Genomic DNA, 13525 nt, shown 5'->3' on the forward strand with positions numbered 1-13525 from the left:
TAATTTGGTCCGATCATGGCCGCGACATCTGATCTCGAACTCCTGCGTGCCCACGAACCGGTGCTCATGTGCACCAAAGGGGAGCTCTTCTTCCCCACCCGCGTGGACAGCTACGTACGCAACTGCAGCCTCTGGATCGAGGAGCCGGGTGGACGCGAACGCGTCCTGGTCCCGGCCGGGGAGCTGACGCTCGAACGCCTCGGTCGGGCGGAGGAGGAGTGGCCCGGCCGCCACAAGCACCTGCGGTTCGTCCAGGAGGAGTCGATCCGCGAGGAGGCGCGCCGCTTCCGCGGCATCGCCCGCACCGTCATCCCCAAGAGCGGGCGTCTGGCCGCCGTCGGCGTCCTCGGCCGCATTCTCGACATCCTCATGAAGTTCTCCCTGCTCATCCGAGGAGCCGTCCCCGGAGGGGTGACCTTCGCGGCCGTGACCCGTTACCGCGAGCGCGTCGACGACGGCGGCGCCACCTACTACGGGCGCGTCACCCGCGAGGGCGGCTACGTCATCCTCCAGTACTGGTTCTTCTACGCCATGAACGACTGGCGGACCATCTACGGCGGCGTCAACGACCACGAGGCCGACTGGGAGCGCGTCACCGTCTACCTGGCGGAGAACCCCGACGGCACCCATGGCCCGGTCTGGGTGGGCGCGTCCTCGCACGAGTACCAGGGCGACGACCTGCGCCGCAGCTGGAACGACCCCGACCTGCACCGGGTCGGAGACCACCCCGTGATCTACGTCGGCGCCGGATCGCACTCGCACCAGATGCTGCCCGGCGACTACCTCATCCAGGTCGACCCGGCCGTCCTGCGCGGGGCCGTACGCGCCTACCGGAACCTCACCCGCCTCCTCTTCCGCGCCGACAGCGCGATCAACCGGCACGGCATCGGCGTGCCCTTCGTCGACTACGCCCGGGGCGACGGCATGCGCCTGGGCCCCGAAGGCGACCGCGAGTGGAACCCCGTCCTCATCGACGACGACACCCCCTGGGTCCGGGGCTTTCGCGGTCTGTGGGGACGCGACACCGGCGACTTCTTTGACGGCGAACGGGCCCCCAGCGGCCCCCGGTACGAACGCGACGGCACCATCCGTCGCTCCTGGGCCGACACGCTGTCCTGGGTCGGCCTGCACAAGGTCGCCCCCACCGAGGCCGCCGCCCGCGCCGAACTGCGCAGCCACGTGGAAACCCTGGACGAACGCCTGCGCGAACTCGACGCCGACATCGTCGCCCGCCGTGACCGCCTGCGCCGCCTCGACGCCGCGCGCATGGTCCTGCAGCGCCGGGCCGGCTCCCGCCCGCTCGCCCGCGAGCACGCCGAACGCATGGAGACCCTGGAGAAGGAGCTCGCGCAGTGCTACGAGGAGCGCGTCCTGACCGCCGACGAGCGCGACACCCACCTGCGAGCCCTGGCCGACGACACTCCGCTCGTGCCCGAACCCACCGGCCACCTCAAGGCCCCGCACGTGCCCTACTCCTCGGGCAAACAGCGCAGCACCCGCTTCCTCCACCTGTGGGTCGCCCTGAGCACACCCTTGCTGCTGATCTCCCTCGGGCTGACCCTGTTCCTGCTCACCGGGCAGATCACCCTGTACGCCATGCTCGGCGTCGTGGTGGGATTCGCCGCCGTCGACGCCCTGGCCCGCCGCAGGTTCCTCCAATTCCTCACCGGGCTGGCGATCCTCGCGGTCGTGGTGGGGGTCGTCGTGGGCGTGGTGGCGGCCTTCATCGCGGACTGGCGGATCGCCCTCGCCGTCCCCATGGCCGTGGTCGTCGTGGTCCTGCTCGTGGTCAACGTGCGCGACCTGCTCCGGCGCTGAACTCCGGGAGGGGCATCGGGGACAATGGAGCCATGACCGACCCGCTCTTCGGCGCCCCGCCGGTGACCGTCGCCCCCGGGGCCGTGCACCTGTCCGGCTGGCTGTCGCCCGAGGACCAGGCGGACCTCGTCGGGCGCTGCCGCCGCTGGGCGCGCGCCGGGATGGTCCGCCACGCCATGCCGCGCGGCGGGGTCATGAGTGTGCGCATGCTGAGTCTGGGCTGGTTCTGGCAGCCGTACCGCTATTCCCGCACCCTGCCCGACGGGACCCCCGTCCAGCCCTTCCCCCCTTTCCTGGGAGCGCTCGCCGAGCGCGCGGTGGCGGACGCCCTCGGCGCGCCGCTTCCACCCGACACGGACCCCTACGACGTCGCCCTCGTCAACTTCTACGCGCCCGCGCCCACATGGGCATGCACCAGGATCGCGACGAGCGCTCCGACGCACCCGTCGTCTCCGTCAGCCTCGGCGACGCGTGCGTCTTCCGGTTTGGCAACACCGAGACGCGGGCCAGGCCCTACACTGACCTGGAACTGGGCAGCGGCGACCTGTTCGTGTTCGGCGGCCCGTCCCGCATGGCCTACCACGGCGTCCCGCGCACCCGCCCCGGCACCGCGCCGCCCGCGTTGGGCCTGCGGGGGCGGGTCAACATCACTATCCGAGCCTCCGGTCTGGCCCCCTGAGCCCCCGGACACCGTGAGGAGAGGCCGACCGGTGCACGACGACGAGACCGCCTCACGCGAGCTGATCCGGCTCATGACCGGCCCCTGGGTGGCCAGATCCATCGCGGCGGCCGTGCGGCTGGGGGTCATCGACCACCTCGACGGCCGAGCCCGGCGCACTCCGGACCTGGCTTCGCGCTCGGACTGGACCCCGTCCGCCTGGGCCGCCTCCTGCGGCTGCTCGCCGCCGTGGGGGTCGTGCGGCGCTGCCCGGACGGCCATACCCTCGGTGCCACGGGCGAACGGTTGCGCCGCGACCACCCCTCCGGCCTGCGCGACCTCACCCTGCTCTACGACAGCGACCTGTTCGCCCGTGCCTGGGAGCACCTGCCCGATGCCATGCGCACCGGGCGGACCGGGGTCGACCTCGCCCACGGCACCGACGTGTTCTCCCTCCTGGAGGCCGACGCCCACGAGGCGGCGCGGTACGCGGCGGGCATGGCGGCCGGGGCGCGCTTCGTCCGGGACCTGCCCTCGGTCTACGACTTCACCGGCGCGCGTACGGTCGTCGACCTCGGTGGAGGCAGCGGGGAGCTGCTCGCCGCCGTGCTCGACCACGCATCCGGCGCGCGCGGCGTACTCGTCGAGCGGCCCCCCGCCCTGGCGGCCGCCCGCCACCGCCTCGCCGCCCACGTCGACGCGGGCCGCTGCGACCTCGTCGAGGGGGACTTCCTGACGGCGGTGCCCCGGGGCGGCGACGTCTACGTGCTCTGCCGGGTCCTGCACAACTGGTCCGACGCCGAGGCCGGGAGGATCGTGCGGCACTGCCGCCAGGCCATGGCCCCCGACGGGCGCGTCCTGGTGGTCGAGCGCGTGCTCCCCGACTCCCACGACCCGTGGCTCTCCCTGGTCTTCGACGTGCACATGATGGTCATGACCACCGGGGCCGAGCGCACTGAGCGCCAGTACGAGGAGCTGCTGCGAGCGCCGGCCTGACCACCGATCGGATCCTCGACCTGCCCCTGGAGATGCGCGTACTGGTCGCCCGGACCGCCGCACCGTAGCGGGATCGGTCACCTGCCGAGCACGCTCCTCCGGTCGGAGCGGTGCTCAAACGCCCTGGCGTGCGACGCCGCCGAAGGCGCCCACCACCGCGCCGAGCGCGAACATGGACGCCTCGTCCTCGTCCATGTGCACGATTCCGGCGGGGACCCGTACCCGGTAGGGCTTGCCCTCGGCGCGGAGGATCTCCAGACCGTCGATGATTCTCTGGCCCTCCAGCATCAGGAGTGCTTCCTCGACCCTGCCCGTGCGGTCGCCGCGTGACCAAATCGACATGTGCTCACCCTAGCGACCCCCTTGGGGTGGGGACAACGGCGTCGTGGTCGGGGTATCGCCGGTGGTCGGGCCGCTTGCACGGTTGATCGGCTCAGGCGCGCGCGACGTGCGCGGCGGTCGGGGAGGACGCCGTCGCGGAGCGCGTGCGGTTGTCCCGGAGGGCGGCGGCGGTGCATTCTGGCCGGGCTCTCCGGACCGGTGGGGCTGGGTGCGGTACCCGTACGCCACCGCGAGTCGGAACCCGACCCGGCCACGCCAACGAGCCTCGACCGTCTCCTGCGAACCCGAACGGACCGTGGCCGACCGGGCCGCAGGCACACCGGGACACGGTCCCGCGTCTGGCCGTGTCACGCGGCCCGGGTCGTCCCGGACACGGCCCGCGGCGGACGGCATCGCCCCGGGCCTGGTCACTCGTGCCCGAACCCCGGCGGGTGTCAGTCCCGACCGGGCGGGGGAGCGAGGCGGACGCGGGCGCGGGTGCGGCGCTGTCGTTGTTCGTCTCTCCTGAGGACGGCCCGGAGACGTCGGACCGGGTGCCCCGGTGGGATTCGCCCCTCCGGTGTCCCTCTTCGCGCGCGTCAAGGATCTACGTCGTAAAGGTGGCTTTCGTGGTCCCGCAGCCCAATTCCACAAAACCCCACCAGCCTCCAGCCGACCTCCGTACAGTGGTGCCGCGCGACTTCGCGCGAGCGCCGGTGTGGGGTGGGTGGACGGTCGCCCCACACCGGTGGACGCACCCGCGCCGCTGTCAGCGGGTCCTGACGATCGTGGCGAGCAGGCCCGCGATGATCATCATCGACAGGCTCACGATCATGAGCACGACCGCGATGGTTCCGACCATGGTGTGTCCTTACGTTCGTCGTTTCCCAGCACCGGGCGCACGCGCGTCGGCGCCCCACGCGCCTGTGCCGTGAACGGGTGCGGCGCGTACTTCTTCGTCGGGTCACCCTATCCCGGTGCCACGGGGGCGGCGTCTCGGGGCGGTAGGGCTGACCAGGCAACGGGAACGCCAGTGGCCCTGGCGGGCTCGGGACGTGCCCGACCACCCGCGTGCCGGGGCTGGCCGCCGCGGGGCTTTCCGTGGTGCGATGGTGGCATGGGCACACGCGGAGTCCTCATCGACATCGACGGCGTCCTCACCGTGTCGTGGCGGCCGATCCCCGGCGCGGCGCGGGCGCTGGAGCTGTTGCGGGGCGCGGGCCTGCGCACCGCCCTGCTCACCAACACCACCTCGCGCACGCGCGCGGACATCGCCGCGACGTTGCGCGGGGCGGGGTTCGACGTGACCGAGGACGACGTGCTCACCGCCCCGACCGCGCTGTCCGCGTATCTGGCGGGGCACCACCCCGGAGCGCGGTGCCGTCTGATCAACGACGGTGACATCCGGGCCGATCTGGAGGGCGTGGAACTGGTCGAGGAGAACCCGGACCTGGTGGTCACCGGAGGGGGCGGACCCGAGTTCGACTACGCGACGATGGACGCGGCCTTCAACGACCTGCGCTCGGGGGCACGGCTGGTGGCCATGCACCGGAACATGTACTGGCGGACGGAGGAGGGCATGCGGCTCGACGCCGGTGCCTTCGTGGTGGCCCTGGAGCGGGCCGCCGGGGTGTCGGCCGAGGTGGTGGGCAAGCCGGCGGAGGCGTTCTTCACCGCGGCGCTGGAGCGGTTGGGCCTGTCGGCGAGGGAGACTGCCATGGTGGGCGACGACGTCGTCAGTGACGTGCTCGCCGCCCAGCGGCTGGGGATCAGGGGCGTGCTGGTGCGCACGGGCAAGTTCGAGGAGGGGGCGCTGGACAGGGTCGAGGGTGTGCCCGATCACGTGGTGGGGTCGTTCGCGGACGTGCCCGCCCTGCTGGGGGCGGACGAGGCGCCGTCCGACTCCGAGGTCCAGGACCCCTGACGGGCCTCACCGAGCCGCCGGTCGGCTCCAGGTCCCCGGCGCCGGGGCGGGCGTGGTCGGGGCGCCTCACGGGCCTCGTCGGCGGATCCGGCGGAGAACGGGGGCGCGCACGGTAGCGTGACCGTGTGGCCCGGCGCGACGGGATATCGGCGGTGCGGCATGCGGCTTTTGTGCCGATATCGGACACCGAGGGCCCTTGCCGCGTAGGGGATCGGGGCCGTTTACTGGTCGGGCGCCGCCGGCCTGGCGGCGCCGCCGATCGACCGCAGAAAGCAGGACCGTGTCCGCCGAGACCCCCAAGATCGACACCTCCGTCCCCCACACGCCCGCATCTGGAACTACTGGTTGGGCGGCAAGGACAACTACCCGGTGGACCGGGAGATGGGCGAACAGATCCGCGCGTTCTTCCCCGAGATCGTGGACAACGCGGTGGCCGACCGCGCCTTCCTCGTCCGCGCGGTGACCCATCTCGCCGAGCAGGGGGTTCGCCAGTTCCTCGACATCGGCACCGGGTTGCCCACCCACAACAACACGCACGAGGTCGCCCAGTCGGTGGCGCCGGAGTCGCGTGTGGTGTACGTGGACAACGATCCGCTGGTGCTCGCGCACGCCCGCGCCCTGCTGACCGGCAGTGAGAAAGGCGCCACCGACTACGTGGACGCCGACCTGCGCGATCCCGGGGCCATCCTGTCGCAGGCGGCGCGGACCCTGGACCTCTCCCAGCCCGTGGGCCTCATGCTGCTCGGCGTGGTCAACTTCGTCGACGACGACGCCGAGGTGCGCGCCATCCTCGACCGCCTTATGGGAGCTCTGGCTCCGGGCAGCTTCCTGGTGATCTCCCACCCGACCGACGACATCGACCACGAGCGCGCGCACGAGGTGGCGACCGCGTGGAACGAGAAGGGCACGCCCAAGCTGACGATCCGGACGGCGGAGGGGATCCGGGAGCTGTTCCACGGCCTGGAACTGCTGGAGCCGGGGGTGGTCTCGTGCTCTCTGTGGCGGCCGGGGAACACCGAGGTGGGCGAGGTGCGTCCGGTGGCCGAGTACGGGGGCGTGGCCAGGAAGGCCTGACGCGGCTCCGCGCGTGTCCCCGCGCCGGTGGACGGGGTCGGGGGCACGCGCGGCGCGGGGGGGGCGGGGTCCGCCCCGGGCGCGGTCAGCGGGGGCGCTGGTCGATGATGCGGCGGAACTTGCCCACCGACCTTTCGATGCCCTCGGGGCCGACGACGTCGACGGTGACGCTGACGCCGACCCGGTCCTTGATGGCGGCCGTGAGGCTGTGGGCGAGTTCGGCGCGCTGCTGGTCGGTCCGGTCGGCGCGGGCCTCCGCGCGCACGGCCATCCGGTCCAGACGTCCCTCACGGGTGAGCACCAGTTGGAAGTGCGGGGCCAGGCCGTCCAGGCCCAGGACGATCTCCTCGATCTGGGTGGGGAAGACGTTGACGCCGCGCAGGATGATCATGTCGTCACTGCGGCCGGTGACCTTGTCCATGCGGCGCATGGGTCGGGCGGTGCCGGGGCGCAGGGTGGTCAGGTCGCGGGTGCGGTAGCGGATGACGGGCATGGCCTCCTTGGTGAGGGAGGTGAAGGCCAGTTCGCCGTACTCGCCGTCGGGCAGGACCTCGTGGGTGACGGGGTCGAGGATCTCGGGCAGGAAGTGGTCCTCCCACACGTGCAGCCCGTCCTTGGTCTCCACGCACTCGTTGGCCACACCGGGGCCCATGACCTCGGACAGGCCGTAGATGTCGACGGCGTGCAGGTCGAAGCGTTCCTCGATCTCCAGGCGCATCCGTTCGGTCCAGGGTTCGGCGCCAAAGATCCCGACCTTGAGGGAGGTCGTGCGCGGATCGAGGCCCTGGCGTTCGAACTCGTCGAGCAGGGTGAGCATGTAGCTGGGGGTGACCATGATGACGTCGGGCTGGAAGTCCTGGATGAGTTGGACCTGTTTGGCGGTCTGGCCGCCGGAGGCGGGGATGACCGTGCAGCCGAGTCGCTCGGCCCCGTAGTGGGCGCCCAGACCGCCGGTGAAGAGCCCGTACCCGTAGGCGACGTGGACCTTGTGGCCGGGGCGGCCGCCCGCGGCGCGGATGGAGCGGGCCACGACGTCGGCCCAGTGGTCGATGTCCCGGCGGGTGTAGCCGACGACGGTGGGGCGTCCGGTGGTGCCGCTGGAGGCGTGTATGCGGCTGATGCGCTCCTGGGGGACGGCGAACATGCCGAAGGGGTAGCTCTCGCGCAGGTCGGCCTTGGTGGTGTGCGGGAAGTGCCGCAGGTCGGCCAGGTCTTCCAGGTCCTCGGGGCGGACGCCGGCCTCGTCGAACTTCCTCCGGTACAGGGGCACGTTCGTGTAGGCGTGCTCCAGGGTCCGCTTCAGGCGCTCCAGCTGCAGGGCGCGCAGCTCCTCGACACTCATGCGCTCGGCCGGGTCCAGCAGGTCGGGTGCGGGCGCCTGGCCGAGGCGGGTGCTGGGGGCGGGACCGGTCGACCGCCGGATGGTGTCGTCGCTGGCCATGTTGGGACTCTCCGTGTACCGTGCGCGGCGCGCCGCCGGATCGGACGCCTGGACGGGTACGGCGGCGCGGTCGGCGCGCGAGATGGGCGGTGGCCCGCCGCGGGGGGCGAGCCGACTTGCTAACTGACCGAACGTTCAGTTACTAATGCATTAAGGCAGTCCCCGGGCAGCGGTGTCAAGGAGGGGTGCCGATGAGTTCACACGCGGCGGTGGCGCACGTCACCGCCCTCAACATGGGAGGCCCCGCGTGAGCGACGTCTACCTGGTCGACGGGGTGCGCACCCCTCAGGGCCGCTACGGCGGCGCGCTGTCGGCCGTGCGACCGGACGACCTGGCGGCCACGGTCGTGGCCGAGGCCGTACGCAGGTCCGGAGTCCCCGGTGACTCCGTGGACGAGGTGGTCCTCGGCGCCGCCAACCAGGCGGGCGAGGACAACCGCAACGTCGCCCGGATGGCGGCGCTGCTGGCGGGGCTGGACCCGAGCGTCCCCGGGTACACCGTCAACCGCCTGTGCGCCAGCGGCCTGACCGCGGTGGCCGCCGCGGCTCAGGCGATCCGGGCGGGCGAGGCGGACGTGGTCGTGGCGGGCGGCGTGGAGTCGATGACCCGCGCCCCCTGGGTCATGGCCAAGCCCGGCGCCCCCTGGGCCAAGCCCGGCGAGGTCGCCGACACCTCCCTCGGCTGGCGTTTCACCAACCCCGTGTTCGCCGCCCACGACGCACAGGCGCCGGTGGACGCCTCCCCGAACGACCTGCGCTACACCCTGTCCATGGGCGAGACCGCCGAGGAGGTCGCCGTACTGGAGGGGCTGACCCGCCAGGAGTGCGACGCGTTCGCCCTGCGCAGCCACCGGCGGGCGGTGGCCGCGGCCGAGGCCGGGCGCTTCGACCGCGAGATCGTGCCCGTCACGGTCACCGGTCGCGGGGGCGCCGCCCACGAGGTCACCGCGGACGAGGGCCCGCGCCCCGACACCGACGAGGGCTCCCTGGCCAGGCTGCGCCCGGTCTTTCGCACGGGCGGCATCGTCACGGCCGGCAACTCCTCGTCCCTGGCCGACGGCGCCTGCGCCCTCGTGCTGGCCGGCGCCGAGGCGGTTGAGAGGCACGGGCTGACCCCCCGCGCCCGCGTGGTGGCCTCGGCCTCGGCCGGAGTGCCCCCGCAGATCATGGGCCTGGGTCCGGTGCCCGCCACGGAGAAGGTGCTCGCCCGAGCCGGGTGGGCGCTCGACGAGGTCGGATCCGTGGAGCTCAACGAGGCCTTCGCCGCCCAGGCCCTGGGCGTCATGCGGCGGCTCGATCTGGACCCCGAGCGCGTCAACGTCGACGGCGGCGCGATCGCGCTGGGCCACCCCCTGGGCAGCTCCGGCGCCCGCATCCTGGTCACCCTGCTGAACCGCATGGAGCGCGAGGACACCCGGCGCGGCCTGGCCGCTCTGTGTGTGGGTGTGGGACAGGGCGCCGCACTCCTGGTCGAGCGGGTCTGAGGGGGAGCCTGATGACCGAGGATTCCGTCTCCGGCGGCCAGGACGGCGGCTTCGAGACGCTGCGCGTGGACTGGCGCGGGGACCGCGTGGTCGTGGAGCTGTTCCGCCCCCGGGCGCGCAACGCCATCAACGGGACGATGATCGCCGAACTGCACGAGGTGTGCGCCCAGGTGGAGGCGGCCCCCCGGCCGCTGCTGCTCACCGGGCACGGGGACGTGTTCGCGGGCGGCGCCGACATCGCCGAGCTGCGCGAACGCGGCCGGGAGGAGGCACTGGCCGGGGTCAACAGCCGCCTGTTCGAGCGCCTGCACCGACTGCGGGCCCCCACGGTCGCGGCCGTGGACGGCTACGCCCTGGGCGGCGGCGCCGAACTCGCCTACGCGTGCGACATCCGCCTGGCCGCGCCCAGTGCCGTGTTCGCCCAGCCCGAACCGGGCCTGGGCATCATCGCCGGTGCGGGCGCTGCTGGCGGCTTCGGGAGCTGGTCGGCCTCTCCGTGGCCAAGCAGGTCCTGCTGGGCGGGTTCCGGCTGGACGCCGAGGCGGCCCTGCGGCACGGCCTGGTCGCCGAGGTCGTGCCCGCCGAGGAGCTGCGGGACCGGGCACACGCCCTCATCGACCGCATGGCCGCCTCCTCCGCGCTGGCACTGCGCATGACCAAGATGGTTTTGGACGCCGAGGGCGCCCACCCGATCGCCGACGACCTGACCCAGGCGGTGCTGTTCGAGAGCGCCGACAAACACGACCGGATGACCCGATTCCTGGAGAGGAAGAAGCCTTGAGCAGCACCGACACGGGTGTTCCAGCGACCGTCGCCGTCATCGGCGGCGGCACCATGGGCGCGGGGATCGTCCAGCAGTTCCTCACCTCGGGCGCGCACGTGGTGCTCGTGGAGGCCGCCGACGCCGCCGCCGAGGAGGGACGGGGCCGGGTGGCCGCGGGGCTGGAGCGGGCGCGCGTGCGCGGCAGGATCGACACCGGGTCGCAGACGTTGCTGGCGCGGTTGTCCACCGTCACCGACACCGCCGCCATCCCCGCAGACACGGGCCTGGTCGTCGAGGCGGTCCCGGAGCGGCCCGACCTGAAGATCGCCGTGCTGGCCGCCGCCGAGGCGGCCGTCGGGGAGGAGACCGTCCTGGCCTCCAACACCAGTTCGCTGTCGGTCACCGACCTGGCCGCGGCGCTGCGGCGGCCCGGCCGGTTCCTGGGCATCCATTTCTTCAACCCCGTCCCCGCCTCCAAACTGGTGGAGATCGTCACCGCCCCGGACACCGACGCGTCGGTCGTGGCCGTCGTCCGCGGCTGGGTGGCCGCCCTGGGCAAGACCGAGATCGTGGTCCGAGACGCACCCGGTTTCGCCACCAGTCGTCTGGGCGTGGCGCTGGGCCTGGAGGCGATCCGGATGGTGGAGGAGGAGGTGGCCTCGCCCACGGACATCGACACCGCCATGGAGTTGGGCTACCGGCACCCGATGGGGCCGCTTCGCCTGACCGACCTGGTCGGCCTCGACGTGCGGCTGGCCATCGCCGAACACCTGGCCGAGGAACTGGGGGACCGGTTCGCGCCGCCCGATCTGTTGCGCCGTAGGGTCGCCGAGGGAAGGCTCGGGAAGAAGACCGGGCAGGGCTTCCACACCTGGGACGAGGGAGAGTCGGCGTGAGCGAGCACAGGGCGGCGGAGTTCGAGGAGAGCGGCGGGCTGGCCACGGTACGGCTGAACAGTCCCGCGCTGACGGTCGGGGTCAAGGAGGAGTTGCTGGCGGCGCTACGCGAGGCCGCGGACTCAACGACCGCGCGGGCGGTGCTGCTGCTGGGGTCGGACCGGGCGTTCTGCGTGGGCCAGGACCTTGCCGAGCACGCCCGCTTCCTGGGGGAGGCGCCCGAGCGGGCGCTGACCACCGTGCGGGAGCACTACAACCGGATCGTGCTGGCCCTGGAGGACATCAGCGTGCCGGTCGTGGTGGGCGTCGGCGGGGCCTGCGTGGGCGCCGGGATGGGCTTCGCGCTGGCCGGGGACGTGCGGATCAGCGCTCGTCGGGCGAAGTTCGGCACCGCGTTCACCGGGATCGGCCTGGCCTCGGATTCGGGGCTGGCCTACCGGCTGGTGCGCGCGCTTGGCCAGGCGCGGGCGATGGAGCTGATGCTGCTGGGCGAGACGGTCGGCGCCGACCGCGCTCTGGAGCTGGGTCTGGTCACGGAGGTCGTGGACGACGACGCGTGGGACACGCGCGCCCGCGAGGTGGCCGCGCGGTTGGCGTCGGGGCCCACGCTCGCGTTCACGGCTGCCAAGCGCGAGGTGCGCGCGGCGGCCGCCGGCGCGCGTGAGCTGCCCTCCCTGTTGGAGGAGGAGGCCGAGCTGCAGAACCGGTTGGGTATGACCGCCGACCACGTCGGCGCGGTGAACTCCTTCCTCGCGAAGGAGGCGCCGACCTTCACCGGTCGCTGACCTGCCCGATCCGGCCGCCGGGGGTACTTGCCCGGGAGGTCGGATCGGTGGATACTAATTACTGACGAACGTTCGGTTATGAATGGGGAGCGAGCAATGTCCACCGTGACGGCCCAGGCGCCGCCCGAGGGAGCCGACGTCCGCCAGGCGGAGTTCGACGGCAGGATCGCCGCCGACCAGCGCATCGAGCCGCGCGACTGGATGCCCGACGGGTACCGCAGGACGCTGGTGCGCCAGGTGTCCCAGCACGCCCACTCGGAGATCATCGGCATGCAGCCCGAGGGCGACTGGATCGCCTCGGCGCCCAGCCTGCGTCGCAAGGCGATCCTGCTGGCCAAGGTGCAGGACGAGGCCGGGCACGGGCTGTACCTGTACGCGGCCGCCGAGACGCTCGGCGTGGACCGCGCCGACCTGACGCAGCGGCTCATCGAGGGCCGCCAGAAGTACTCCTCGATCTTCAACTACCCGTCGCTGACCTTCGCCGACGTCGCGTGATCGGCTGGCTGGTGGACGGCGCGGCGATCTGCAACCAGGTTCCGCTGTGCCGCAGCTCCTTCGGGCCCTACGCCCGCGCCATGGTCCGCATCTGCAAGGAGGAGTCCTTCCACCAGCGCCAGGGCTACGAGCTGCTCATGCGCATGATGGAGGGCACGAAGGCCCAGCGCGCGATGGTGCAGGACGCGGTCGACCGCTGGTGGTGGCCCTCGCTGATGATGTTCGGTCCGCCCGACGCCGACTCGCCCAACACCGCCCAGTCCATGGCCTGGCGGATCAAGCGCGACACCAACGACGACCTGCGTCAGAAGTTCGTCGACATGACCGTCCCCCAGGCCGAGCGGCTCGGTGTGACCCTGCCCGACCCGGAGTTGGTCTGGAACGAGGAGCGCGGCCACCACGACTTCGGCGAACCCGACTGGGTGGAGTTCGAACAGGTCGTCTCCGGGAGCGGACCCAAGAACGCCGAGCGGATCGAACGGCGCCGCGCCGCGCACGAGAAGGGCGCGTGGGTCCGCGAGGCCGCCGCCGCCTACGCCCGCAAGCACGCCCAGGAGGCCACGTCATGAGCAGCGACACGACCCCCGCGCGCCCGGAGTGGCCGCTCTACGAGGTCTTTGTCCGGGGCAAGCGCGGACTCAACCACGTCCACGTCGGCTCCCTGCACGCACCAGACGACCGCATGGCCCTGCACAACGCGCGCAACCTCTACACGCGCCGCAACGAGGGCGTGAGCATCTGGGTCGTGCGCGCCGAGCACATCACCGCCTCCAGCCCTGACGAGAAGGATCCCTTCTTCGACCCCAGCGGCGACAAGGTGTACCGGCACCCCACCTTCTACCCCATTCCCGACGATGTCCCGCACATCTGA

General features: G+C 72.4%; 9 protein-coding genes and 4 pseudogenes. 11 read left to right on the plus strand and 2 right to left on the minus strand.

Annotated elements, in window-relative coordinates; all coding sequences use genetic code 11:
• Positions 1-15: 15 nt before the first annotated feature.
• From BJF83_RS04105 to BJF83_RS04115, 3 genes and pseudogenes are all read left to right on the plus strand, one after another.
• The gene (locus BJF83_RS04105) at positions 16-1818 is read left to right on the plus strand and encodes a hypothetical protein (RefSeq protein ID WP_075925230.1); all 1803 of its coding nucleotides are present in this window, start codon (positions 16-18) and stop codon (positions 1816-1818) included.
• Positions 1819-1850: 32 nt separating this feature from the next.
• Positions 1851-2497 (plus strand): annotated as a pseudogene (locus BJF83_RS04110) (alpha-ketoglutarate-dependent dioxygenase AlkB family protein).
• Between the two features lie 237 nt (positions 2498-2734).
• Complete coding sequence (locus BJF83_RS04115) at positions 2735-3472, plus strand: methyltransferase (protein ID WP_262391304.1); 738 nt, start codon at positions 2735-2737, stop codon at positions 3470-3472.
• A gap of 114 nt (positions 3473-3586) precedes the next feature.
• On the opposite strand, the gene BJF83_RS04120 is transcribed toward BJF83_RS04115, so the two are convergent.
• Complete coding sequence (locus BJF83_RS04120; RefSeq protein ID WP_075925231.1) at positions 3587-3814, minus strand: hypothetical protein; 228 nt, start codon at positions 3812-3814, stop codon at positions 3587-3589.
• A gap of 1096 nt (positions 3815-4910) precedes the next feature.
• Between BJF83_RS04120 and BJF83_RS04125 the strand changes: the two genes are divergently transcribed.
• Both BJF83_RS04125 and BJF83_RS04130 read left to right on the plus strand, forming a co-directional pair.
• Positions 4911-5717, plus strand: coding sequence for a TIGR01458 family HAD-type hydrolase (locus BJF83_RS04125; protein WP_075925232.1), 807 nt, complete (start codon positions 4911-4913; stop codon positions 5715-5717).
• 280 nt (positions 5718-5997) lie between these two features.
• Positions 5998-6791, plus strand: a pseudogene (locus BJF83_RS04130) (SAM-dependent methyltransferase).
• Positions 6792-6876: 85 nt separating this feature from the next.
• On the opposite strand, the gene paaK reads toward BJF83_RS04130, so the two are convergent.
• Entirely contained in the window at positions 6877-8232 is a 1356-nt protein-coding gene (gene paaK / locus BJF83_RS04135; RefSeq protein WP_075925233.1) for a phenylacetate--CoA ligase PaaK, read from the minus strand.
• Between the two features lie 247 nt (positions 8233-8479).
• Here paaK and BJF83_RS04140 point away from each other — a divergent pair, with 247 nt between their 5' ends.
• From BJF83_RS04140 to paaB, 6 genes and pseudogenes are all read left to right on the plus strand, one after another.
• A complete protein-coding gene (locus BJF83_RS04140; RefSeq protein ID WP_075925234.1) occupies positions 8480-9715 on the plus strand; it encodes a thiolase family protein in 1236 nt (411 codons plus the stop codon).
• 11 nt (positions 9716-9726) lie between these two features.
• Positions 9727-10496 (plus strand): annotated as a pseudogene (locus tag BJF83_RS04145) (enoyl-CoA hydratase/isomerase family protein).
• On the plus strand, positions 10493-11374 hold the full coding sequence (locus tag BJF83_RS04150; RefSeq protein ID WP_075925235.1) for a 3-hydroxyacyl-CoA dehydrogenase family protein: 882 nt from the start codon (positions 10493-10495) through the stop codon (positions 11372-11374). Before BJF83_RS04145 ends, BJF83_RS04150 begins: the two are co-directional and overlap by 4 nt.
• Positions 11371-12159 carry an enoyl-CoA hydratase/isomerase family protein gene (locus BJF83_RS04155; protein ID WP_075925236.1) on the plus strand — a complete coding sequence of 263 codons (789 nt, stop codon included), beginning with the start codon at positions 11371-11373 and terminating at the stop codon, positions 12157-12159. Before BJF83_RS04150 ends, BJF83_RS04155 begins: the two co-directional genes overlap by 4 nt.
• Positions 12160-12360: 201 nt before the next feature.
• Positions 12361-13223: pseudogene (paaA, locus tag BJF83_RS04160) on the plus strand (1,2-phenylacetyl-CoA epoxidase subunit PaaA).
• Entirely contained in the window at positions 13220-13525 is a 306-nt protein-coding gene (gene paaB, locus BJF83_RS04165) for a 1,2-phenylacetyl-CoA epoxidase subunit PaaB (protein ID WP_075925237.1), read from the plus strand. The pseudogene paaA and the gene paaB overlap by 4 nt, the downstream one beginning before the upstream one ends.

Origin of the sequence: Nocardiopsis sp. CNR-923, assembly GCF_001942255.1 — a bacterium.
Lineage (GTDB): Bacteria > Actinomycetota > Actinomycetes > Streptosporangiales > Streptosporangiaceae > Nocardiopsis.